Below are 23,721 nucleotides of genomic sequence, written 5' to 3'. Positions count from 1 at the left end.
GGGTGTGCGGGGATCACAAGTCATACACATTCAGCAGGCATGAAAAAGGGCCCGAAGGCCCTTTCCCGATCAACCCCCCAGGTACGCGTCGCGCACCTTCGGGTCAGTCAACAGCGCTTCACCCGTCCCTTGCATCACCACCCGGCCGTTCTCCAGCACATACGCCCGGTCAGCGATTTTCAGCGCCTGGTTGGCGTTCTGCTCCACCAGGAACACCGTCACGCCATCACGGCGCAGCTGTTCGATGATGTCGAAGATCTGCTGGATGATGATTGGCGCCAGGCCCAGCGAGGGCTCGTCGAGCAGCAGCAGCTTGGGCTTGCTCATCAGCGCCCGGCCAATGGCGAGCATCTGCTGCTCGCCACCCGACATGGTGCCGCCACGCTGGATGTAACGCTCTTTCAGGCGCGGGAACAACTGCAACACCTTGTCCAGTTGCTCCTGGTAGTCGCCCTTGTCGGTGAAGAAACCACCCATCGCCAGGTTTTCCTCGACGGTCAGACGGGCGAACACGCGGCGGCCTTCCGGCACGACGGCGATGCTCTTGCGCATGATGTGCGAGGACGGCTGGCCGACCAGTTCTTCACCCAGGTACTTGATGCTGCCACTGTGCGCCTGCGGCGAGCCGCACAGGGTCATCAGCAAGGTCGACTTGCCAGCGCCGTTTGCGCCGATCAGGGTGACGATCTCGCCCTGATTGATCTCCACGTTGACGCTGTGCAGCGCCTGGATCTTGCCGTAGAAGGTGGAAACGTTCTCGAACTTCAGCATTTACGCTTCCCCCAGGTAGGCTTTGATCACATCAGGGTTGTCGCGGATCTCTTCCGGTGTGCCGTGGGCCAGGGGAGTGCCCTGGTTGATCACCACGATATGGTCGGAGATGCTCATCACCAGCTTCATGTCGTGCTCGATCAGCAGCACGGTGACGTTGTGCGACTCACGCAGGTAGGCGATCAGTGCCTTGAGGTCTTCGGTTTCTTTCGGGTTCAGGCCTGCGGCCGGTTCGTCGAGCATGATGATGCGCGGCTGGGTCATCATGCAGCGGGCGATTTCCAGGCGGCGTTGCTGGCCGTAGGCCAGGGTGCCGGCGGTACGGTTGGCGAATTCGGTCAGGTTGACCTTCTCCAGCCAGTACTGCGCGCGTTCCATGGCCTCCTTCTCGCTGCGGCGGAAGCTCGGGGTCTTGAACAGGCCGGCGAAGAAGTTGGTGTTCAAGTGGCGGTGTTGAGCGATCAGCAGGTTTTCCAGCGCGGTCATTTCCTTGAACAGGCGCACGTTCTGGAAGGTCCGCACCACGCCCTTGCGGGCGATCTGGTGGCCGGCGAGGCCCTGGATCGGCTGGCCATCGAGCAGGATGGTGCCGCCGCTGGGCTTGTAGAAGCCGGTCAGGCAGTTGAACACGGTGGTCTTGCCGGCGCCGTTCGGGCCGATCAGCGCAACCACTTGTTTTTCCTTGACGGTCAGGGCCACGCCGTTGACCGCCAACAAGCCGCCGAAGCGCATGCTCAGGCCGCTGACTTGCAGAATTTCGCGGCTCATCGGTGCAGCTCCATGTGTGGGCGTTGCATAGGCAGCAGGCCTTGCGGACGCCAGATCATCATCAATACCATCAGCGCACCGAACATCAGCATCCGGTACTCGCTGAACTCACGCATCAGCTCGGGCAGCAGGATCATCACGATGGCCGCGAGAATCACGCCCAGTTGTGAGCCCATGCCGCCAAGCACGACGATGGCGAGGATGATCGCCGACTCGATGAAGGTGAACGACTCCGGCGTCACCAGGCCTTGGCGCGCGGCGAAGAAGCTGCCGGCGAAACCGGCGAAGCAGGCACCCAGGGTAAACGCCGACAGCTTGATCACGGTCGGGTTGAGGCCCAGTGCGCGGCAAGCGATTTCGTCTTCACGCAGGGCTTCCCAAGCGCGACCGATCGGCATGCGCAGCAGGCGGTTGATGACGAACAGCGCCAGCAGGGCCAGCAGCAAGGCGACCAGGTACAGGAAGATGACCTTGTTGATCGAGTTGTATTCCAGCCCGAAGAACTCGTGGAAGGTCTGCATGCCCTCGGCGGCACGGCGTTCGAAGGTGAGGCCGAAGAACTCCGGCTTGGGGATGTTGCTGATGCCGTTGGGGCCGCCGGTCCAGTCGGTGAGGTTGCGCAGGAACAGGCGGATGATCTCGCCGAAACCGAGGGTCACGATCGCCAGGTAGTCACCGCGCAGGCGCAGCACCGGGAAGCCGAGCAGGAAGCCGAAGGTGGCGGCCATCAGGCCGGCGATCGGCAGGCAAACCCAGAAACTCCAGCCCAGGTAGTGCGAGAGCATGGCGTAGCTGTAGGCGCCAACGGCGTAGAAGCCGACGTAACCCAGGTCGAGCAGGCCCGCCAGGCCGACCACGATGTTAAGGCCAAGGCCCAACAGCACATAGATCAGTATCAGCGTGGCAATGTCGACCGCGCCGCGCGAACCGAAGAACGGCCACACCAGTGCCGCGACGATCAGGCCAATGATCACATAGCGCTGGGTCTTGGGCAGGGTCAGGTAGTTGCTGACAGCCGGCGGGATCAACTTGCGATCCGAACGGCTGCCCATCACCGCACTCCACTGTTTGTCGAACAGCACGCGCAGGAACATCAGTACCGAGCACACGGCGATGATGCTGATGGTGAACGAACCCTGGCTGTGCACGACCAGGCTGATGCCGTCGATGCTCAGTTTCAGGCCCAGTACCGGGAAGGCCACGGCCCATACCAGCAAGGCGCTGAAGAACGCCTGTTTGAGATTTTTGTTCATACTTTTTCAACCTCCGGGCGGCCCAGGATGCCGGTCGGCCGGAATAGCAGGACAAGAACCAACAAGCCGAATGCCACCACGTCCTTGTACTGGTCGCCGAAAATGTCGGCGCCAAACGCTTCGGCTACACCCAGCACCAGCCCGCCGAGCATGGCGCCCGGGATGCTGCCGATGCCACCCAGTACCGCCGCGGTGAAGGCTTTCAGGCCTACCAGGAAACCGGCGTTGGGGTTGATTACCCCGTACTGCATGCTCAGCAGCACGGCCGCCACAGCGGCCAGGGCGGCGCCGATGACGAAGGTGAGGGCGATGATGTTGTTGGTGTTGATGCCGAGCAGGTTGGCCATCTTGATGTCCTCGGCGCAGGCGCGGCAGGCGCGGCCCAGGCGGGAACGGGAGATGAACAGGGTAAGCAGGGTCATGGCCACGAGGGTGACCACGAACACCAGGACCTGCATGTAGCTGATCAGTACTTCTTCAGCACCACCTGGCCCGAAGGAGAAGCTGCCGGGGATCAGGTTGGGGATGGACTTGTCCTTGGAGTCTTGCGACAGCAGGACGGTGTTCTGCAGAAAGATCGACATGCCGATGGCGGAAATCAGCGGGATCAGCCGGTTGCTGTTGCGCAGTGGGCGGTAGGCAACCCGCTCGATGCTGTAGCCATAGGCACTGGTGACGAAGATCGTCGCGACGAAGGCGACGGTCATCAGGATCGGCAGCGAATGGATACCCATCATGGCCAGGCCCGCCAGGGCGATGAAGGCCACATAGGAACCGATCATGTACACCTCGCCGTGGGCGAAGTTGATCATGCCAATGATGCCGTACACCATCGTGTAGCCGATGGCGATCAAGGCATAGGTGCTGCCGATGGTCAATCCATTAACCAGTTGTTGGAAGAAATGGTAGATCTCAGGCATTACAGCGCTCCTAAAAACCTGATTTGCATTTCGCTGGCGGGGGTAGGCCAGGAAACCGCGGGTGACGGTTTTAAGATTTTCAGGTGAGCCTGCCCCCGGATCGCGGGGATCGGGCCCATGAACCTCGTAAAACAAAGCCCACTGCTCGCACAGTGGGCTTCTACGGTCAGCTATTAGTCACGCAGTTACTGAGGGGAGACTTCGGTCTTCGGCTTGCCGAAGTGCCATTCGTAGACCACGAACTTGAAGTCTTTCAGGTCGCCCTTCTCGTCGTACGACAGGGTGCCGGTCGGGGTCTTGAAGGAGCCGGCGTGGATGGCGGCTGCCACCTTGTCGGTGTCTTCGGACTTGGCGGCCTTGATGCCTTGGGCGATCAGCTCGACAGCCGAGTAGGCAGGGAACACGAACGGGCCGCTAGGGTCCTTGCCGTCAGCCTTGATGGCGTCGACGATCTTCTTGTTCTCCGGGTCGGCATCGAACGACTTCGGCAGGGTGACCAGCAGGCCTTCGGAGGCGTTCTGGGCGATCTGCGAGATCGAGTCGTTACCCACGCCCTCTGGGCCCATGAACTTGGCTTTCAGGCCTTTTTCCTGAGCCTGGCGCAGGATCAGGCCCAGCTCTGGGTGGTAGCCGCCGTAGTAGACGAAGTCGACGTTGTTCTGCTTGAGCTTCTGGATGATCGAGGAGAAGTCCTTGTCACCGGCGTTCAGGCCTTCGAACACGGCAACCTTGGTGCCTTTGCCTTCGAGGGTCTGCTTGACCGCGGTGGCGATGCCTTCACCGTACTGCTGCTTGTCGTGCAGTACTGCAACCACTTTCGGCTTGACGTGGTCGGCGATGTAGTTGCCGGCAGCCGGGCCCTGGGCGCTGTCCAGGCCGATGGTGCGGAAGATCAGCTTGTAGCCACGGGCGGTGATTTCCGGCGAGGTGGCGGCCGGGGTGATCATGATCACGCCTTCGTCTTCGTAGATGTCGGACGCAGGCTGGGTGGAGCTGGAGCACAGGTGGCCGATGACGAACTTGACGCCGTCGTTGACCACTTTGTTGGCGACTGCCACGGCCTGTTTAGGGTCGCAGGCGTCATCGTATTCCTTGGCTTCGAGCATCTTGCCATCGACGCCGCCCGCGGCGTTGATATCCTTGATGGCTTGCTTGGCGCCGATGAACTGCATGTCGCCGTACTGGGTCACAGGGCCGGTTTTAGGGCCAGCAATCCCGATCTTGATGGTATCGGCGGCAAACGAATGGCTGGCTACCCCGGCCAGTACCATTGCGGCGAACAGCTTGGAAATCTTGATCATAGTGCTCCACTCATTCTGTTGTAATTCTTATAGTCCTGGCGGCCAGGGCTACAGACCGGGCGGGATTTGCGGCGTGGCCATGCCAACGCGCAAGCCCACCTTCCCCCGGAACATGTCCCGGAACTGTACCGGTACAGTGTAGAGCGCTGTTCGAGCGCTTGAAAAGCGGTCGAAAAGTGCCTGTTTCCTGGGTTGTCGCTTGATCGACAGAAAGATACAAAAAGGCGCCATCAAACTGCCTGTATCTGTGACCCCACCCCATAACTTCGGGGCCAATCGACCAAATTACATATTTGAAACCGGGTTTTTCTGCAAAAATGCCGGCCTTTTTTATTGGCCGATTTTTGCGGATACCACCCATGACTGATCAAACAAGCACCCTCTATGCCAAATTGCTTGGCGAGACGGCAATCATCGAGTGGAAAGCGTTGGAGCGTTTCTGGGCCAAGGGTGACCTGATTTGGGTCGACCCCAGCCTGGACCTGATCACCGTTGCCGAGGCGATGGCCGAGAATCGCGGCGAGATCTTCGCCAAGTGGCGTAGTGATGGCACTGTTGGGCCTGTGTCGGCCGAGCAGGCGCTGGACCTGCAAAGCCGCGATCCAGAGATCTGGGCGGTGGTCGTTTCGCCGTTCATCGTGATTCAGGTGAAGCAAGCACCAGAGGCGTGATCTTTTTTAGTGCGCGAAAATGCGCAGAAGCCCCGTTTTGGTGCTTGAAGGCGCTCAAGGCGGGTAGAGGTAAGTAACAATTCGGCGTGGCGGTAACAGTTTACGCGATGCGTAATGTGTCTATCCCTCTGCCAACCTGTAAAACAATTCGAACAGTCGGGAGTCATTGATGAGCACTGCACTACCTTCGCTTGGATTCGCTGGCATCGGCCTGATGGGCCTGCCCATGTGCCGACGCCTGCTGGCGGCGGGGTACCCGCTGACCGTGTGGAACCGCAGCCCGGACAAGTGCGCCGCACTGGTTGCCGCCGATGCGCGCCTGGCCAACAGCCCCGCCGAACTGTGCCAGGGCAGCGACATGGTGCTGCTGTGCCTGGCCGACACGGCCGTGGTGCGCGAGGTAGTGTTCGGCGAACACGGCATTGCCCAGGGTGGGCGCAGTGGTCAGTTGCTGATCGATTTCTCCAGCCTGGAACCCACGGCCACGCGTGAAATGGCCGCCGAGCTCGCGGTACTGTGCGGCATGGCCTGGCTGGATGCCCCGGTGTCCGGCGGCACGCCGGGTGCCGAAGCCGGTACTCTGGCGATCATGGTCGGTGGCGAGGCGGTCGACCTTGAGCGTGCCCGGCCGGTGCTGCAGGTGCTTGGCCAGCGGGTGACGCATATGGGGGCGGTGGGCGCGGGCCAGGTGACCAAGGCCTGCAACCAGATGATCGTGGCTTGCAATGCCCTGGTGATTGCCGAAGTGGTGGCGTTGGCCGAGCAGTCCGGTGTGGACGCGGCGCTGATCGCCGAAGCGCTGGCGGGTGGCTTTGCCGATTCCAAACCGCTGCAGATTCTGGCACCACAAATGGCCGAAAGCCGCTTTGAGCCGATCAAGTGGCATGTGCGCACGCTACTCAAGGACCTTGATGGTGCGGTCAAGTTCTCCCGCGAGCAGGGGTCGGCGACGCCGCTCAGTGGCCTCGCCGCGCAATTGATGCGCCTGCACGGTAGCCAGGGTTACCTGCAAAAAGATCCGGCGACACTGGTTGAGCTTTACCGTAACAAGGGTTGAGTACGCCGTTCTGACGCTGCAGCCGCTCCAGTAGCGGTCGCAGCTCGGCCAGTGGTGCCGGGCGACCCAGCAGGTATCCCTGCAGGTAGTCGCAGCCGTGGGCGTCCAGGAACGCCTGCTGTTCCGCGGTCTCTACACCCTCACTGACCACCTGCAAGTGCAGCGTATGCGCCATGATGATGATCGCCTGGACGATTTCGCGATCCTTCTGGCTACCCGGTACATCCTGCAAGAACGTGCGGTCGATCTTCAGTACATCCAGCGGCAGGCGCTTGAGGTAGGCCAGAGACGAGTAGCCGGTGCCGAAATCATCGATCGACAGCGCCACGCCCAGGGCGCGAACGCGCTTGAGCAGGTTGACCGTGCGCTGGATATCACCCATGAGGGCGTTCTCGGTCACCTCCAGTTCCAGTTGGCGGGGGGCGAGCCCGGCGTGGAACAGCGCCTTTTCCACTTCGTTGGGTAGCTCGTCGTGGCTGAGGGTCACGGCCGAGCAGTTGACCGTAACCTTGAAGTCGCCGTAGCCGTAGCGTTGCAGGTGGGCCAGGTCGGTGCAGGCGTGGCGCAGCACCCACAGGTCGAGGTCGATGATCAGGCCGTTGGCCTCTGCAATGCCGATAAAGCGTTCGGGGCCGAGCAGGCCATGCTGTGGGTGCTGCCAGCGCACCAGGGCTTCCAGTTTGGCCACCTGCCCGCTACGCAGGTCGAAGATCGGCTGGTAATGCACGCACAGCCCGTGCTCTTCGAGAAGGGCCAGGCGCAGTTCCTCTTCCAGTTGCAAGGCAATCGAAGCTTGGGCCTTCAGGCTGTCGTTGAAGAAGTTGAGGCTGTTGCGCCCGTTGTCCTTGGATTGGTACAGGGCCAGGTCGGCATGCTTGAGCAGCTCTTCGGCGCAGGTGCCGTCGTCTGGGAAGATGCTGATGCCGATGCTGGTGGTCATGACCATGCGCCGGCCACCCAGGTCGATCGGCTCCTTCATCCGTTGCATGATGCGCTGGGCCAGATGGCGGGCTTCGTCGCGGTTATTGAGGCTGGTAACGATGCAGAACTCGTCGCCCCCGAAGCGCGCGACCAGGTCCTGGCTGCGGGTGGCGGCCTTGATGTGGTTGGCGATCACCTTGAGCAACTCGTCACCGGCGTCATGGCCGAGGCTATCGTTGATACGCTTGAAATGGTCGATGTCGAGGAACATCACCGCCAGGCGGCTTTCACTGGCCAGGTGTTCGGCCAGGCGCTCGGCGAACACCTGGTTGAAGCCACGGCGGTTGACCAGGTTGGTCAGCGCGTCGTAGTGCGCCGCTTGTTGCAGCGAAGCGCGGGCCTGGTCCAGCTGGCTGAGCAGCATGCTGACCCGGCGCAGGTCGTGTTCCTTGCTTTGCAGCTTCTTGTCGGCCAGCGCGGCACTGATGCTGGCACCACTGATCAGCAGGGTGATGAAACCGATGCCCAGCGCCAGTTGCAGGCTGTTGTCTCCAGAAGGCAGCCGCAGTGCGGTGTCGGCGGGGATGACCAGGGTCATGGCTGACATCGCGGTGAAGTGGGTGGCGACGATACCGCCGGCTATCAGCAGGCTGGCGCAGTACTTCATGGCCTGATTCAGGGTGCCGCTACCCTTGCGCAAGTATCGGGCCAGGCACAGCGCGGCCAGGCTGGTGAGCAGGGCAATGGCGGCAGAGGCCAGCAGCAGGCCGGTCTGGTAATGCTGGACGGCACCGGTTTCCATCGCGGCCATGCCGACAAAGTGCATGAGGATGATGCCCAGGCCAATCAGCACTGTGCTTTGCACAACGTGGTGCGTGCGCATTTGTGTGCGTTCTAGGCTGTGCATGGCCAGCCAGGCTACGGCCAGGGCGATGAGCAGGGAAAGAATGGTCAGGGAAACGTCGTAGTGCACTTCCACCGGTGCCTGGAAGGCCAGCATGCTGATGAAGTGCATGGCCCAGATGCCACCTGCCAGGCAGCAAGCGCCTAGCATGTTCCATTGGCGGTGGGCGGTAGGTTCGGGGCTGTGGGATTGTCGCTCGGCCATGTCGAGCGTGGCGAAGCAGGCCGCGCAGGCAACGAAATAAGCGAGCAGAACCTGGAACGGTTCATGGCGGCAATCAATGACGATACGCCCGGTTGCCGGCAAGTCGGCGAACAGTTGCAGCCCCAGCCATTCCATGGAATGCCTCTTGATCGAGTTTTCACTCGTCTGCGCTACAACCCTGTGCAGACTGTCCAGAGGCAGTATAGGAAGGAGTATTTAAGCCTTCCTGACTAATGGCACATTGATTTCTACGATTTGGTTATCAGTGTGATCGCAGCCAGGAATATAGGTCTAGCCCGTTGTGCGATCCCTGTAGGAGCAGCCCCGTGTCGCGATGGGCTGCTCCTGCACGAGACCGATGGAATCAGCCTGCTACCAGCACCCGAATGGCTTCCAGGCGCAGGGCGGCTTTTTCCAGCATTGCCAGGCCATCTTCACGCTGCTTGCGCAGCGCGTCGATTTCGCTGTCACGCACACTCGGGTTGACCGCTTGCAGTGCGACCAGGCGGGCCAGCTCTTCGTCGGCCTCCGCCGCCAGGCGGCGCTGGGCTTCGGCCACACGCTCGACGTGAGTCGGCATGATTTTCTCCTCACCGCCACTGATACGCTTGGCCAGCACATCACGCTGGGCCTGGACGAACTTGTTGGCGCTTGCGCGCGGCACGCTTTCCAGCTGGTCGTTGAGGGTTTCGAAGGCCACGCGCGATGCCAGGTCGTTGCCGTTGGCGTCGAGCAGGCAGCGCAGTGCCGCCGGCGGCAGGTAGCGGCCCAGTTGCAGGCTACGCGGTGCCACCACTTCGCTGACGAACAGCAGTTCGAGTAGCACGGTGCCCGGTTTGAGCGCCTTGTTCTTGATCAGCGCCACGGCGGTGTTGCCCATCGAGCCGGACAGCACCAGGTCCATGCCGCCTTGCACCATCGGGTGTTCCCAGGTGAGGAATTGCATGTCCTCGCGCGAAAGCGCCTGGCCACGGTCGTAGGTGATGGTTACGCCTTCGTCGTCGCCCAGCGGGAAGCTGGCGTCGAGCATCTTCTCGCTCGGCTTGAGGATCAGGGCATTCTCGGAATGGTCTTCGCTATCGATGCCGAAGGCGTCGAACAGGGTTTCCATGTAGATCGGCAGGGCGAACTGGTCGTCCTGCTCAAGAATTTCCTCGACCAGCGCCTGGCCTTCGCCGGCACCACCGGAGTTGAGCTCCAGCAGGCGGTCACGGCCAGTGTGCAGTTCGGCCTCCAGGCGTTCGCGTTCGTTGCGGGCGTCAGCCACCAGGCTGTCCCAGGCCTTGCTTTCGCCACTTTCCAGCAACGGCAGCAGGCGCGGGCCGAACTGGTGCTGCAGGGCGTTGCCAGTGGGGCAGGTGTTGAGGAAGGCGTTGAGGCCTTCGTGGTACCACTGGAACAGGCGCTCTTGCGGACTGTCCTGCAGGTACGGGATGTGCAACTGGATGGTGTGCTTCTGACCGATCCGGTCAAGGCGGCCGATGCGCTGTTCGAGCAGGTCCGGGTGTGCTGGCAGGTCGAACATCACCAGGTGATGGGCGAATTGGAAGTTGCGGCCTTCGCTGCCGATTTCGGAACAAATCAGCACCTGCGCGCCGAACTCTTCGTCGGCGAAGTAGGCGGCGGCGCGGTCGCGTTCGAGGATGCTCATGCCTTCATGGAACACCGAGGCCGGGATGCCCGAGCGCACGCGCAGGGCGTCTTCCAGGTCCATGGCGGTTTCGGCGTGGGCGCAGATCACCAAAACTTTCGTGCGCTTGAGCATCTTCAGGGTATCGATCAGCCAGTCGACGCGTGGGTCGAAACGCCACCAGCGTTCGTCATCGGCAACCTCACCCTGTGCCTGGAAGGCGACTTCCGGGTACAGCTCGGCATGCTCGCCGGCTGGCAGGTCGCGGTATTGCTCGGGTGTGGCCAGTGGGTAGGGGTGCAGTTGGCGCTCGGGGAAGCCCTGGATCGCTGCGCGGGTGTTACGGAACAGCACACGGCCGGTGCCGTGGCGGTCCAGCAGCTCGCGGATCAGGCGCGCGCTGGCCTGGCTGTCACCGTCGCTGACTGCGGCCAGCAGGGCTTCGCCTTCGGCACCCAGGAAGCCCTGGATGGTGGCGTGAGCCTTGGACGACAGGCGGCCTTCATCAAGCAGTTCCTGCACGGCTTCGGCCACCGGGCGATAATGCTCGCTCTCGGCCCGGAAGGCGGCCAGGTCGTGGAAACGGTTGGGGTCCAGCAGGCGCAGGCGGGCGAAGTGGCTGTCCTGGCCAAGCTGTTCGGGGGTGGCGGTAAGCAGCAGCACACCCGGGATCACCTGGGCCAGTTGTTCGACCAGGCCATATTCGGCACTGACCTGGTCTTCGTGCCAGACCAGGTGGTGGGCTTCGTCGACCACCATCAGGTCCCAGCCCGCAGCAAACAAGGCATCCTGGGCCTTTTCATCGTCGACCAGCCATTCCAGGGCAACCAGCGCCAGCTGGGCGTCCTCGAACGGGTTGCTGGCGTCGCTTTCGATGAAGCGTTCGGCATCGAACAGGGCGACCTGCAGGTTGAAGCGGCGGCGCATCTCCACCAGCCACTGGTGCTGGAGGTTTTCCGGCACCAGGATCAGTACGCGGCTTGCGCGGCCCGACAGCAACTGGCGGTGAATCACCAGGCCGGCCTCGATGGTTTTGCCCAGGCCCACTTCGTCGGCCAGCAATACGCGCGGGGCGCTGCGGTCGGCAACTTCGCGGGCGATGTGCAACTGGTGGGCGATCGGTTGCGCGCGGCAACCGCCCAGGCCCCACAGCGCCGACTGCATCTGCTTGCTGGTGTGCTGCAAGGTGTTGTAGCGCAGGCTGAACCACGACAGTGGGTCGATCTGCCCGGCGAACAGGCGGTCGCTGGCCAGGCGGAACTGGATGAAATTCGACAGCTGGGTTTCTGGCAGGGTACGCGGCTGGTTCTGCCCGTCCAGGCCGTGGTACACCATGAGCCCGTCGATGTCCTCGACCTCGCGCACGGTCAGCTTCCAGCCCTCGAAGTGGGTGATCTGGTCACCTGGCGAGAAACGCACGCGGGTCAGCGGCGCATTGCGCAGGGAATACTGACGGGTGTCGCCAGTGGCCGGGTAGAGCACGGTCAACAGGCGGCCATCCTGCGCCAGGATGGTACCCAGGCCGAGCTCTGCTTCGCTGTCGCTGATCCAGCGTTGCCCCGGTTGATACTGCTGCGCCATACTGCCTGAACTCCCGCGATGAAAAAGCCGATTATGTTAACGGATCGGCCGGTCAGACCAAAGTGCGAACGCACCGAAAGGTGCCGAACGACAACAGGAAGTAAGTCAGTCTAGCCGTTTCATTGCCTCGCACTGTGCAGCCGACGAGGGCACCGCATCCATATGTCTGCCAAGCACCGCTGGATCAGCGCTTCCATGGCCGCGGGCAGCCTGCTGCTGCTGGCCGCCTGCGAGCAGAAAAACTTCGAGACCTTGCCCGCCATCCCGATGGACCAACTTGAGGTCCTGGGCGTGCAGACGCCGATCAAGAGCGTGCACTTTCGTGACCGCGACGGCGAAGGCTTGCTGGTATTGAGCCGCAGCGATGGCCAGGCCAGCGACCCGGAAAGCGAACAGGAAGTGGACAAGGTGGTGCTCAAGGCCACGCTGTACGGGCGTGCTGCCGAAAGCGATGCGTTCAAGGCGCGCTGGCAGATCGAGCAGGAAACCACCTGCCCGGGGCTGGATCTGGATGTGGATTTCTATACTGACGTCAGTGATGTCAGCGACCTGAACAAGGACGGCGTGGCCGAGGTGACAGTGGCTAGCCATGCCTTCTGTGGCGGTGGCATCGACCCGCACGACATTGCTATCGAAATGCGTGAGGGGCAGGCCAGCTACACCATTACCGGCCAGTCGCTGATTACGCCAGCGGGCGAGGAACCTGTCGGTGGCGAGCGCGAGGACAGCGCCTCGCTGAAAACCGCGCCGCAAGTATTGCGCGATCATATGGATGCGGTCTGGCAGCAGGTTTACAAGCGGCCCTGGAGCGAAGCCAGCCCGCCAAGTGACGACGAGCCTGACGACGACGCCGGGTAAACGTTGTCCATGACATCAAGGTAAACCCGCGCCTGCCGATACAGGGGGCATAGGAGAACGTCCATGCTGCCGCCGATCATTCCGCTCAGTGCCGCCCCGGTAACCTCGCAACAGGATCCGGTCAAGCCAACCCCCGACATCAAGCCGGTAGTACCGGCCCAGCCTACGTCCGGCGAAAGTGCCATCGACCTCAAGCAGCAGCGCGACCCGCAGGAGCAGGCACTGTTGTTGCGTGACGAGCAGCGTCGCCAGCAGCAACGTCGGCAAAAGGGCGACCAGGAACGCTACAGTGCCGTACCGGGTGACGAGGTCAACGCCGACAACACGGTGCCGGTGGCCCCGTTGATGGGGGAGCATGTGCGCCAGGGGCTGCTGGTGGACATCGAAGTCTGACGCAGGGCTGGTCAGCGCCTGCGCCTGGCTTCATCATGCAAGTCTCAGTTGATCGTCGAGCCCACCCATGAGCCAAGACAACCTCATCGATTTCGATGCCGAACGCGCCAAGCGCGTCCACGACCTCAAGGAAAAGCGCCTGAACGAAATGCGCAACGCGTTCGAGCAGGCCCTGCCGTTGAGCACTAGCAAGAAAAAGAAGCCCAAGGGCAAGCCAAAGAAACGTTGAAACTTGATGCAGGTCAACCCTGCACCCGCCTCGTGTGCCCGGCCCCGGGCACCATTGATCCTGATCAATTTCCCCCGCCTCCACATTGGTTACCTTGCATCCATCGGACAACGGCAAACGAATGGGGAGGCCAGCATGTTCTTCGACAACGTGGTTATCGCCGGTGTGGTAACAGTCGGGTTGATGGTCGCCTTCTTTGCAGGTCTGGGCATTTTCATCTGGAAGGACTCGAACAAGCGCAAGCCGCGCTGACCTTCCGGGTACACGAGCACGCAAGGCATTTAGGGCGACTACGGTCGCCCATTTTTTTTGCCTGGGATTTGTGTTTCGCCTCACTTCGATAAAGATGCGTAGCTAGCTAATTAATCATTTCCACTTTATCCTGCTCCCCATTGTCTATCTTTTCTACAAGACCATCCCCCGCAAGGTCCGCCTCGTGCCCATCACCCTCCAGGCCCTGTTTGCCCCCAGCAGTCTCGCCCTCAAGTTCGCCATCAAGACCCTGCTCGGTGGCGGCCTGGCGTTGTGGCTGGCGATGCGCTGGGGCCTGGAGCAACCAGCCTGGGCACTGATGACCGCCTTCATCGTTGCCCAGCCGCTGTCAGGCATGGTGGTGCAGAAAGGCCTGGCGCGGCTGGCTGGCACCTTGGTTGGTACCGTCATGTCGGTACTGTTCATCGGCCTGTTCGCCCAGACCCCTGGCCTGTTCCTGCTCACCCTGGCCCTTTGGCTGGCCCTGTGCACCGCCGCCTCTACACAGCTACGTAGCGCCTGGGCCTATGCCTTCGTGCTGGCTGGCTACACCGCAGCCATCATCGCCTTGCCGGCCATCGACCATCCGCTGCAGGTGTTCGACCAGGCGGTGGCGCGCTGCACCGAGATCTGCCTGGGCATTTTCTGCGCCACCGCCAGCAGTGCCTTGCTCTGGCCCATGCGGGTCGAGCAGCAACTGGGCGGGCAGGCGCGGCAGGCCTGGCAGAACGGCCTGCAGGCCGCCAGTGCCATGCTGGGCGGCGAGGACGAGGCGCGCAAAGGCCTGCTGGAAAGCCTGGGGCGCATCGTTGCCATCGACAGCCAGCGCGAACATGCCTGGTTTGAAGGTAACCGCGGGCGCCAGCGTGCCCGTGCCATTCGTGGCCTTAGCCAGAAGCTGATGGTGCTGTTGCGTATCTCTCGTTCGGTGCGCCGTCAGTGGCGGCAACTGGATGAGCGGGAGGCTGAGCACTTGGCGCCCTGGTTGCACGAAGTGCGCACACTGTTGGGCAAACCCGACAAGCCCGGCCTGTTACTGCTGCGCCAGCGTATCTGGGATGCCGCCCACGATGAGCAGATCAGTCCGGCGGAGCACTTCTGCCTGGCGCGCATGGCCCTGCTGCTGGATTACGCCATGGCCGCCAGCCAGGCGCTGGAGGATGTGGAAGCGGGCAGGGCGCCCAAGGATGTGTCCCAAGGCCTGGCTGCGCACCGCGACTGGTCGCTGGCCTTACTGTTTGGTTCGCGCAGCGCGCTGGCCTTTCTGGTAATGAGCGGGTTCTGGTTGGCCACGGCCTGGCCTTCGGCGCCGGGTGGCCTGGTGCTGACCTGCGTAGTCTGTAGCCTGTTTGCCAGCCGTGAGAACGGCGCGCAGATTGGCTTGAGTTTTTTGCGCGGGATCTTCCTGGCCATACCTGCTGCTTTTCTGGTGGGTCAGATTGTGCTGCCGCAATGGAGCAGCTTCGCCATGCTCTGCCTGGGCATGGGGGTGCCGCTGTTTCTTGGCGCGCTGGGCATGGCCCACCCGCGTACCGGGGCCACGGCCACCTCCTATTGCTTGCACTTCATTGTGCTGGTGTCGCCGCTCAACGCCATGCAGTTTGGCGTGGCGACCCTGCTGAACAGTGCCTTGGCCATGCTGGTGGGTGTGTCTGCAGCGGTCATGGCCTTTCGTTTGTTGGTGTTTCGCCACCCGGCCTGGCTGGGCCGGCGCCTGCGCGCGGCCACCCAAAGTGACCTGGTGCGCCTGACCCGGCGTGACCTGCGTGGGGCCGACAGCTGGTTTGGCGGGCGGATGGCCGACCGCCTGATGCAACTGGCGCGGCATGCCAGTGAATTACCGGAAGGCGAGCGCAAGCGCTGGGACGACGGCCTGCATGGGTTGGATATTGGTGATGAACTGGTGCACCTGCGCATGTGCCTGGCGGTCGCCCAGGCCCCCTTGGGGCGAGCCGAGCGTGAGTACTTGCAGCAGTTGGAGGTGGTACTGGCCAAAGGGCCTGCCGCTGGGCGCGGGCAGCGCCTGGATGCCGCCAGTGAACAATTCATTTCCGCCCTGCGCCGGCTGCCAGCCAGCGACCCGCTGCGGCTGGCCGAAGGTGCGGTGCTGCAATTGCAGAAAAGCTGGGGCAAGTGGTGCCGCTGGCAGGAGGAAGCCCATGGGGTTGCGTGAATGGGAAGTGGGCGGCGTGCTGCTCAGCCCGTTTCTGCTTTATGTGTTGCTGGCGCTGCTGTTCACCGGCCTGTTGCGCCTGGTGGTGCAGGCGACGCCGTTGGGGCGCTGGATTTGGCATGAGGCGTTGTTCGACGCGGCGTTGTTCGTCTGTGTGTTGTTCCTGGTGGTAAGGCTGCTGGGAGCTTTATAAAGGAGTGTTTTGATGCGTGCGGTCGTACGTACCCTGGTGACGCTGTGTGTGGTGGCTCTGGCCGTGTTGGCCGGCTACCAGCTGTGGCAGTACTACATGCTTACCCCTTGGACGCGTGATGCCCGTGTGCGCGCCGATGTGGTGGTGATTGCACCTGACGTGTCCGGCTGGGTACGCGGACTCAAGGTCCATGACAACCAGCAGGTCAAGGCGGGCGACCTGTTGATGAGTATCGACCGCGAGCGTTTCCAGGCCGCTTTCGACCAGGCCAGCGCCGTGACCGAAACCCGCAGCCAGCAGTTGCGCTTGCGCGAACGCGAAGCAGCCCGGCGTACCGCCTTGGGGCCAGAGGCGATCAGTGCCGAGTTGCGTGAAAATGCCCAGATCAATGCGGCCATTGCGCGTGGCGAGTTACACGAAGCCGAGGCGCAACTGCAGGTGGCCAAGATCAACCTGTCGCGCAGCGAAGTACGGGCGCCGCGCAGCGGGCATATCACCAACTTGCGTCTGGCCGAAGGCAACTATGTGAACACCGGGGAAGCGGTCATGGCCCTGGTGGATGATTCAACCTTCTATATCCAGGCGTATTTCGAGGAAACCAAGCTGCCACGTATTCGCGTGGGGGATACCGTGAAAGTCTGGCTGATGGGGGCGGGTGAGCCGATGCAGGGACATGTGGAGAGCATCAGCCGCGGTATTACCGACCGCAACAGCAACCCTGACAGCCAGTTACTGCCGGAGGTGGAACCGACCTTTAACTGGGTGCGTCTGGCCCAGCGCATACCGGTAAGGATTCGCCTGGACCAGGTGCCGGAAGGCGTGACCCTGAGTGCGGGGATGACGGCCAGTGTGCAGGTGCATGAGGACCGGGATCGGCAGTAGCCCCAACACTACACCCTGAACGGTGAGCGCTGAAAACCATGGCGAGTTCATGCGCACCTGCGTTAGGCTGCGACTTGCGAGTTGCCCGGTAGAGGCGACCCATCCCCCGCCAGGCGTGCGTATCTTCCGATATCATTGCGAGGTTACGTCGTGGCCATCACTTCCCAGGACATCTGCAACGCCGCCGACCAGCTCAAGGGCTTTGTCGGTTTTCATGGCAAGCGCGGTGTGCATATCGTGCGTTTTTCCGAGGACTCGTTCGGCATGGACGTGGCCGACGACAGCATTATCCCGTGCAACGAGTTTGTCTGGCGGCCCGAAAAAGGGCAGCGCATGGCGCTGTGCCGCGAGCGGCTTGCGCTGTTGCTGGAGCAGCACATGGATGACCGCTTGAACATTGATGAACCGTTGCGTGCGTACCTGCGCCGTCGTGACCTGCCAGAGATCGTGGCGGAGCGCAGCTTGCAGCAGCCTTGCTGAAGCTCAAAAGCTCACACCGCCCCTGTGGGCGCGGGCGTGCCGGCGAAGCATTCAACGCGGTGCATGGCACCGGCTTCGCCGCTGTTCACGGGCAAGCCCGCTCCCACAGAAAAGGTGCAAGCCCTACAAACGCTGTGTGTTGCTTTGGGATGTTTGGTGTATCAACGCCTCCAGCGCCACACTGTCCAGCGGCCGACTCATGAAATACCCCTGCACTTCGTGGCAGCGGTCCTTTTCCAGCGCGCTGAGTTGCTGTTCGCTTTCGACACCCTCGGCCGTCACCGTCAACCCCATTGCCTCGCCCAGGTTGATGATGGCCTGAACCACCGCACGGTCGCTGCCGCCGTTGCTGTTCAGGCCACTGATGAAACGTTTGTCGATCTTGATGCTGTCGAACGGGTATGTGCGCAGATAACCCAGCGATGAGTAGCCGGTGCCGAAATCGTCCATGTTCAGGCGCACACCCAGCTCCTTGAGCGACAGCATGGTGCCCAGCGCGCCCTCAATGTCGTTGAGCATCACGTTCTCGGTAATTTCCAGCTCCAGGCGCTGGGCCGGGAAGGCGGTGTCCAGCAGAATCTCGCGCACATCGGCCACCACGTCGCTACGCAGGAACTGTGCAGGCGACAGGTTGACCGAAACCAGAATGTCGGCTGGCCAGTCGTGGGCGGTGCGGCAAGCTTCGCGCAGTACCCAGCGGCCAAGGGCAACGATGATGTCGCTCTGCTCGGCCAACGGGATGAAGGTATCCGGCCCCAGCAACCCTTCCTGCGGGTGCTGCCAGCGCAGCAAGGCTTCGACCGCGACGATTCGCCGGTCGCTGAGGCGGTAACGCGGTTGGTAATGCAACTCGAACTCCTCGTTGCGCAGGGCCCGGCGCAGGTCGTTCTCCAGCTGACGCCGGTATTGGATCTGCTGGTTCATTTCGGCAGCGAAATAGCGCCAGGTGTTCTTGCCATCGGCTTTGGCCTGGTACAGGGCAATGTCGGCACAGCGGATCAACTCGCCGGCATCGAAGCCTTGGGTGCGCGTCTGGGCGACACCAATGCTGGCGCCAATGTGCAGGGGCTGGTTGTCGAAGAGGATGGGTTGCTGCAGCAGGCTGATCAGGCGTGCGCAGAAACGGTCGATTTCACTGCGGTTGTCCATGCCGCCAAGCACCAGGATGAACTCGTCGCCGCCCAGGCGCGCGACCAGATCGCCATCGCGGGTGGTATCGCGCAGACGTGTTGCCACTTCCTGCAGCACGGCATCTCCAGCAGCATGGCCAAGGGAATCGTTGATCGGCTTGAAACTGTCCAGGTCCAGCAACAGCAGGGTCAGTGGCGGCGAGTCATTGCCGCGTAGCAATGCCTGTTCCAGGTGCCTGGCGAGCTTGTTGCGGTTGGCCAGCCCGGTCAATGGGTCGTGCAGCGACAGGTGCTGGATGCGCGCGTGGGCGTCGACTTCGTCGGTAATGTCGCTGGCGGTGCCACGGAAACCGATGGGCTTGTCGTCATACCAGATGGCGCGGGCCGAAATCCTGCAGTAACGATTCTGGCCATTCTGGTCGCGGTAGGTGCAGCGAAGATTGGCCAACTGTTGTGGGTCGGCGCTGGTCAGGGCGTCCAGCCAAGACGAGAGTGGTGTGGTATCGCAGGCCAGCAACTGGTTGAGCGGGTGGCCCAGCCAGTCGTCCACGGGGTAGCCGGTGACGTTGGTAAAGCGTTGCGAGAGGTACGTCAGGCGTTGTTGCCGGTCGGTTTCCCAGATCCAGTCCGATGCCGACTCGGCCACCGCGCGAAAACGCTGCTCGCTGGCCTCTAGGGCCTTGTTGCTCTGTTGCAGGTACGAAAGCGTGAGGCCGATTGCTCGCGAACTGCGCAAGGTAAGGCGGAACAGGTACAGCATGACCAGGCCGAGAACCAGCAGTGCGCTCACGAGTGGCGGTAATACGGCCCATAGCAGCTGACGCCCCGGCAGCGGGCTGTTCCAGGCCAGGTGGTAGCCGGTGTCGCCGAGTTCGATGCGCAGATGGCCGTGTTCACCCACATTGCCCTTTTCCACATGCATGCCGGTCAAGCCGGCGCCAGTACCCAGCCGTGCCAGTTTGTCCTCGGTGAGCTGGTCGACAAACAGCATTACCGGTGCCTAGCGCACCTCATTGTCGGTGACATCCCGGTCCGGGCGCACCGCGGCGGCAGTGAGCACTGCCGGCCAGCCGTTGAACAGTACAAAGCGGGTGATCTGTTCGCGTGGTATTGCAGCGGCACGGGCCTGGTCGATGATCGGCTGCAGGGGGGCGTCTATATAGGTATTGGCGCCTGTCTGGCTGGGCTGGCCCTTGAATAACGCGTAGGTGGTATGTGTGTCCTCTACCACGAACACCCCTTCATAGCCGCTGGCGCTGTACAGTGACTCCCCTACGTTTTTTTCTTCATAGGCCCATTTCCAGTCGGCTTTGCCTGCCAGGTGCTCAAAGGCTGCGTCCCACACGGCGTAGCTGGACAGGAACTGACGCGAGGCAAGCAGCCGTTGCTCCAGCGCCTGGTTGGCCTGGAAGGCACTGCGCTGACGCTCCTGTTGATCGAGGGTGGTTGCGATATTGAACAGCGCACCGAGGATGACCAGGCAGGCCAGTCCAAAAACAGCGCTGAAGCCAGCAATGAGGCGTCGCACCTGAAAGCGCGGCGTGGGGCTGGCGGGTGGAAGGTTGGCGGTCCTGGCCATGCTCGAGCGGCTCCTTCAAGCAGCCTCCCGCCGGGCAGTCAGGCAGGAAGTTCAATCAGGATAGGCCAGCCTGAGCGTCGCAGCCTCGCCGCGGGCAAAATTGACTTGGTCACGCCCTGCGTGCTTAGCGGTATACAGCGCCTTGTCTGCCTGTTCCAGCCAGTGTTCCGGGGATTCCAGGCCAGCCTCGAACGCGGAGAGGCCGATGCTCAGGCTGATGCGCAGGTGCGGCAGCTGTGGGTTGCGGTAGTTGGCGACCCGTTCGCGCAGGCGCTCCATGGCCTGGCAGGCCTGAGCCTCGCTGGTGTCCGGCAGGATGACGCAGAACTCGTCGCCGCCGTAACGCCCCGCCTGATCGCCTTCGCGCAGATTACGGCGCAGCTCTGCGCTCAGTTGGCGCAGCACGCAGTCGCCGACCACATGGCCGAAGGTATCGTTGATGGTCTTGAAATGGTCGATGTCGATCAGGGCAATCACGGCGTGCCCCTGTTGTTGCCGACAGGCCTGGAACTTCAGTAACAGCAGGTCCTTCCAGGCACCGTGGTTGAGCAGCCCGGTCAGGCTGTCGGTCAGGCTCAGGGCGCTCAGCCGACGCTTGTGGTCAGCCAGCTTTATTGCCAGCTGGTAGCACACCCAGCCCAAGGCCAGCGGGTATAGCGTCAGCATTGGCAGGCAGGCGTAAACCTGCAGGGGGGTGGCGGTCAGCTGCAGGCCGGGGCCGAGCAGCAGGGTGGCGATGAGCATACCGGCGATCTGGGCCAGTAGCCCGCGAAAGACCATGCGCCTGCCGCCGGCAGCGACATTGTTCATGGTCATCATGGAGAGTACCGTCACACTGGGAAGCGGATTGAAGTGCATGGCGGCGGTCCAGAACCCGCCCATCAGGGAGTCCAGCAGCAGGTTGCGCTGTTCTGCCTGGTAGGGCATTGCCGAGCGGCTTGCCCACAGGTAGGCCATGTGCGGCCACAGTAGCCCGTTGAACAGTACCAGCAGCCATGCCCAGACAGGTGGCGACAGCGGTGCAATGGCTGCCATGACACTGAACAGCCCTATGCCCAGGCCGATGACGCGCGGCAGGTAGATGCGTTTGACGAATGAAAGGCCTTTGCCGCTGCGGTTGTCCATCATGTTCATCGTTCTTCTGCCGGGGTACCGTTTATCGCATAACGCGCATGAATATTGTTGAACAGTGTTTCATCGGCGAAAAATGACCTTACAAGCCAATTCACGGTTGATCCGGTCACTGTGGGGTAACATGAAGGCTTTCCTGTTGCTCGGAGTGTTGCTGATGGTTGCTTTGGCCAATGCCGCCGGCGAGTCGGCACCTCAGCGAGATGGGCGTTTCCACAATCAGGCGTCGCTGCCGCAGGATGGTGTGCTGAAAAAGCTGCGCATCGGTCTCAAGTACCTGTTCCTGCGCAAACCACCGCAAACCCGGCCTGCCATGCCGATCAGCCTCCAGCCCATGACCCGTGAGCAGGTACTCGACGCCCCCGATCAAAGCGTGTGGCGCCTGGGCCATTCCACAGTATTGCTCAAGCTGCGTGGGCGCTTCTTTATTACCGACCCGGTGTTCGCCGAGCGCGCCTCGCCGGTGCAGTGGGCAGGCCCGTTGCGCTTCCATGCGCCGCCGCTAGCGCTGGACCAGTTGCCGCCGCTGGCTGCGGTAGTGCTGTCGCACGATCACTTCGACCACCTCGACGAGCAGGCGATTCGCCAGTTGGCGCCACATACTGAGGTGTTCCTGGCCCCACTGGGCGTGGGCGACCTGCTGATGAGCTGGGGTGTGGCACCGGCGAAGGTGCGACAACTGGACTGGTGGCAGGAAAGCGAGGTGGAGGGCGTGCGCTTTGTCGCCACCCCGGCACAGCACTTTTCTGGGCGCGGGCTGCTGGACAGCAATCGGACGCTGTGGGCGTCCTGGGTGATCGTCAACGACGATGTGCGGGTGTTCTTCAGTGGTGATACCGGGTACTTCGACGGCTTCAAGCAGATAGGCGAGCGTTTCGGGCCGTTCGACCTGACCTTGATCGAAACCGGCGCCTACAACGTCGCCTGGCCCAACGTACACATGCAGCCGGAGCAAAGCTTGCAGGCCCACATGGATTTGCGCGGGCGCTGGATGCTGCCGATCCACAACGGCACCTTCGACCTGTCTACCCATGGCTGGCAGGAGCCCTTCGAACGCATACTGACACTGGCCAACCAGGCTCAGGTGCGCCTGAGCACGCCGCAGATGGGCGAACGGGTCAGCCTTGTCTCACCGCATGCGGGGCAGAACTGGTGGCAACCGCGGCCTGTGCGTCAGAAGGGGCAGGCGAAAGCGCGCACGATGGCGGCACGCTAAGCTTCAGTTCTTGTCGTCCCTGCCGCGTGGTGGCCGGGCTTGATCGTCTTTCAAGCGTTGTGAGGGCGGCTTGCCGCTGTCACTGCGCACCTGAGCATGGCTGATCAGGGCGAAGATGAAACTGCCACCAATAATGTTGCCTGCCAGGGTCGGCAAGGCGAACTCCAGCCAGAAACCGCGCCAGGTTTCTTCACCCGCCCACACCAGATAAGACACCTCGACCGAACCCACTACTATATGGGTGAAGTCGCCAAGGGCCATCAGGTAGGTGACCATCAGGATGATCCAGATCTTGGCGTGCTCCATGGAAGGAATCATCCAGACCATGGTGGCAATCATCCAGCCCGACACGATGCCCTTGGCGAACATCTGGCTCACGTCGTTCTTCATGACCTTGCGGCCGACCTCCAGAAAGGCCACGTCCGTCTTGCTGTCGAAGATCGGCAGCTCCAGCATGACCCAGGCCACCAGCAAGGTGCCGGCCAGGTTGCCGAGCAGTACCACGCCCCAGAGGCGCAGCAGGCGGCCGAAGTTGGCAAGGGTGGGGGAGGTCATCACGGGTAACACGGCGGTGAGGGTGTTCTCGGTAAACAGTTGCTGGCGAGCAAGGATCACGGCGAGGAAGCCGGCGCTGTAGCCGATACTGGCGATCACTTGGGCACCGTCACCTTCCGGTAGGCGGGCGTAGAACAGCCCCATGGCCATCAGCGACAGCCCCATGGACAAGCCGGCGGCCAGTGCCGACCACCACAGCGCGGCGAGCGTACGCTCCAGTTCCTGGTCGCCCTGGGAACGAATGATCTCGTGCAGCACTGCCGCCCGCGGCGGCTGGTTGTGGCTGGCTTCCTGCTCTTCATCTGCAGAAAGGCCCGGGGTCTTCTCGCTTTGCCCATCGCTCATGGCCGCTACGCTCCGTGGGGGTGTTTCATTACAGATCCGCGGCGCTTTCATTAGTTGCCAGCTGGCGGCGAAACACATTCGGAAAGTTTTTTAGATCAAGGTGTTGACTCTAATTTCAAAGCGCGTATTATTCGCCTCCTCGCAGCGACAAACGCTTCGGGGCAGGCGGTAAGTGTTTGAAGTTGTTGGCTTTCGAAAGAAAGCGGTTGTAAAAAACTTCAAATAAACGCTTGACAGCAAATGAGGGAAGCGTAGAATGCGCGCCTCGGTTGAGACGAAAAGCTCTTAACCAAACGCTCTTTAACAAATTGAATCAAGCAATTC

20 protein-coding genes and 1 pseudogene are annotated in these 23,721 nt (G+C 62.1%); 11 read left to right on the top strand and 10 right to left on the bottom strand.

Going from position 1 to position 23,721, the window contains the following annotated elements; all coding sequences use genetic code 11:
- Positions 1-69: 69 nt before the first annotated feature.
- The 5 genes from QQL85_RS14715 to QQL85_RS14695 form a co-directional block, all read right to left on the bottom strand.
- On the bottom strand, positions 70-771 hold the full coding sequence (locus QQL85_RS14715; RefSeq protein WP_003254879.1) for an ABC transporter ATP-binding protein: 702 nt from the start codon (positions 769-771) through the stop codon (positions 70-72).
- Complete coding sequence (gene livG, locus QQL85_RS14710) at positions 772-1,539, bottom strand: high-affinity branched-chain amino acid ABC transporter ATP-binding protein LivG (protein ID WP_003254878.1); 768 nt, start codon at positions 1,537-1,539, stop codon at positions 772-774.
- Positions 1,536-2,792 (bottom strand): high-affinity branched-chain amino acid ABC transporter permease LivM, encoded by a 1,257-nt coding sequence (locus QQL85_RS14705; RefSeq protein ID WP_284354258.1) that lies wholly within the window; start codon positions 2,790-2,792, stop codon positions 1,536-1,538. The genes livG and QQL85_RS14705 overlap by 4 nt, the downstream gene beginning before the upstream one ends.
- Positions 2,789-3,712 carry a high-affinity branched-chain amino acid ABC transporter permease LivH gene (gene livH / locus QQL85_RS14700; protein ID WP_003254876.1) on the bottom strand — a complete coding sequence of 308 codons (924 nt, stop codon included), beginning with the start codon at positions 3,710-3,712 and terminating at the stop codon, positions 2,789-2,791. The genes QQL85_RS14705 and livH overlap by 4 nt, the downstream gene beginning before the upstream one ends.
- 185 nt (positions 3,713-3,897) lie before the next feature.
- A complete protein-coding gene (locus QQL85_RS14695; RefSeq protein ID WP_274080777.1) occupies positions 3,898-5,013 on the bottom strand; it encodes a branched-chain amino acid ABC transporter substrate-binding protein in 1,116 nt (371 codons plus the stop codon).
- A 359-nt stretch (positions 5,014-5,372) separates the two neighbouring features.
- Here QQL85_RS14695 and QQL85_RS14690 point away from each other — a divergent pair, with 359 nt between their 5' ends.
- The gene (locus QQL85_RS14690) at positions 5,373-5,684 is read left to right on the top strand and encodes a DUF2288 domain-containing protein (protein WP_284354257.1); all 312 of its coding nucleotides are present in this window, start codon (positions 5,373-5,375) and stop codon (positions 5,682-5,684) included.
- A gap of 169 nt (positions 5,685-5,853) precedes the next feature.
- Entirely contained in the window at positions 5,854-6,741 is an 888-nt protein-coding gene (locus tag QQL85_RS14685) for an NAD(P)-dependent oxidoreductase (protein WP_284354256.1), read from the top strand.
- Here QQL85_RS14685 and QQL85_RS14680 read toward each other — a convergent pair.
- Together QQL85_RS14680 and rapA are read right to left on the bottom strand one after the other, a co-directional pair.
- Positions 6,641-8,905 carry a putative bifunctional diguanylate cyclase/phosphodiesterase gene (locus QQL85_RS14680; protein ID WP_284354255.1) on the bottom strand — a complete coding sequence of 755 codons (2,265 nt, stop codon included), beginning with the start codon at positions 8,903-8,905 and terminating at the stop codon, positions 6,641-6,643. The genes QQL85_RS14685 and QQL85_RS14680 overlap by 101 nt on opposite strands.
- A 229-nt stretch (positions 8,906-9,134) precedes the next feature.
- On the bottom strand, positions 9,135-11,981 hold the full coding sequence (rapA, locus tag QQL85_RS14675) for an RNA polymerase-associated protein RapA (protein ID WP_284354254.1): 2,847 nt from the start codon (positions 11,979-11,981) through the stop codon (positions 9,135-9,137).
- Positions 11,982-12,143: 162 nt separating this feature from the next.
- Here rapA and QQL85_RS14670 point away from each other — a divergent pair, with 162 nt between their 5' ends.
- The 8 genes from QQL85_RS14670 (at position 12,144) to QQL85_RS14635 (ending at position 17,441) form a co-directional block, all read left to right on the top strand.
- On the top strand, positions 12,144-12,839 hold the full coding sequence (locus QQL85_RS14670) for a M949_RS01915 family surface polysaccharide biosynthesis protein (protein ID WP_284354253.1): 696 nt from the start codon (positions 12,144-12,146) through the stop codon (positions 12,837-12,839).
- Between the two features lie 63 nt (positions 12,840-12,902).
- Positions 12,903-13,232: an aspartate-semialdehyde dehydrogenase gene (locus QQL85_RS14665; RefSeq protein WP_284354252.1), complete on the top strand. Its 330-nt coding sequence runs from the start codon at positions 12,903-12,905 to the stop codon at positions 13,230-13,232.
- A 67-nt stretch (positions 13,233-13,299) separates the two neighbouring features.
- Positions 13,300-13,461 (top strand): hypothetical protein, encoded by a 162-nt coding sequence (locus QQL85_RS14660; RefSeq protein WP_003254864.1) that lies wholly within the window; start codon positions 13,300-13,302, stop codon positions 13,459-13,461.
- A gap of 135 nt (positions 13,462-13,596) precedes the next feature.
- On the top strand, positions 13,597-13,713 hold the full coding sequence (gene ccoM / locus QQL85_RS14655) for a cytochrome c oxidase subunit CcoM (protein ID WP_003254862.1): 117 nt from the start codon (positions 13,597-13,599) through the stop codon (positions 13,711-13,713).
- Between the two features lie 184 nt (positions 13,714-13,897).
- The gene (locus QQL85_RS14650; RefSeq protein WP_284354251.1) at positions 13,898-15,886 is read left to right on the top strand and encodes an FUSC family protein; all 1,989 of its coding nucleotides are present in this window, start codon (positions 13,898-13,900) and stop codon (positions 15,884-15,886) included.
- Positions 15,873-16,079: a DUF1656 domain-containing protein gene (locus tag QQL85_RS14645; RefSeq protein ID WP_284354250.1), complete on the top strand. Its 207-nt coding sequence runs from the start codon at positions 15,873-15,875 to the stop codon at positions 16,077-16,079. The genes QQL85_RS14650 and QQL85_RS14645 overlap by 14 nt, the downstream gene beginning before the upstream one ends.
- A gap of 12 nt (positions 16,080-16,091) precedes the next feature.
- Entirely contained in the window at positions 16,092-16,961 is an 870-nt protein-coding gene (locus QQL85_RS14640; protein ID WP_284354249.1) for an efflux RND transporter periplasmic adaptor subunit, read from the top strand.
- 150 nt (positions 16,962-17,111) lie between these two features.
- Positions 17,112-17,441: a DUF2025 family protein gene (locus QQL85_RS14635; protein WP_284354248.1), complete on the top strand. Its 330-nt coding sequence runs from the start codon at positions 17,112-17,114 to the stop codon at positions 17,439-17,441.
- Between the two features lie 123 nt (positions 17,442-17,564).
- On the opposite strand, the pseudogene QQL85_RS14630 reads toward QQL85_RS14635, so the two are convergent.
- Both QQL85_RS14630 and QQL85_RS14625 read right to left on the bottom strand, forming a co-directional pair.
- Positions 17,565-20,150, bottom strand: a pseudogene (locus QQL85_RS14630) (bifunctional diguanylate cyclase/phosphodiesterase).
- 51 nt (positions 20,151-20,201) lie between these two features.
- Positions 20,202-21,275, bottom strand: a complete 1,074-nt coding sequence (locus tag QQL85_RS14625; RefSeq protein ID WP_284354512.1) for a diguanylate cyclase — start codon at positions 21,273-21,275, stop codon at positions 20,202-20,204.
- A 130-nt stretch (positions 21,276-21,405) separates the two neighbouring features.
- Between QQL85_RS14625 and QQL85_RS14620 the strand changes: the two genes are divergently transcribed.
- On the top strand, positions 21,406-22,497 hold the full coding sequence (locus tag QQL85_RS14620) for an MBL fold metallo-hydrolase (protein ID WP_284354247.1): 1,092 nt from the start codon (positions 21,406-21,408) through the stop codon (positions 22,495-22,497).
- Between the two features lie 3 nt (positions 22,498-22,500).
- Here QQL85_RS14620 and QQL85_RS14615 read toward each other — a convergent pair whose 3' ends face one another.
- Complete coding sequence (locus tag QQL85_RS14615; protein ID WP_284354246.1) at positions 22,501-23,397, bottom strand: formate/nitrite transporter family protein; 897 nt, start codon at positions 23,395-23,397, stop codon at positions 22,501-22,503.
- Positions 23,398-23,721: the final 324 nt, after the last annotated feature.

It is taken from the genome of Pseudomonas putida, assembly GCF_030159595.1.
GTDB lineage: Bacteria > Pseudomonadota > Gammaproteobacteria > Pseudomonadales > Pseudomonadaceae > Aquipseudomonas > Aquipseudomonas putida_AC.
Note: the sequence above shows the minus strand (reverse complement) of the source record. Positions and strands in the feature narration are given on the sequence as shown.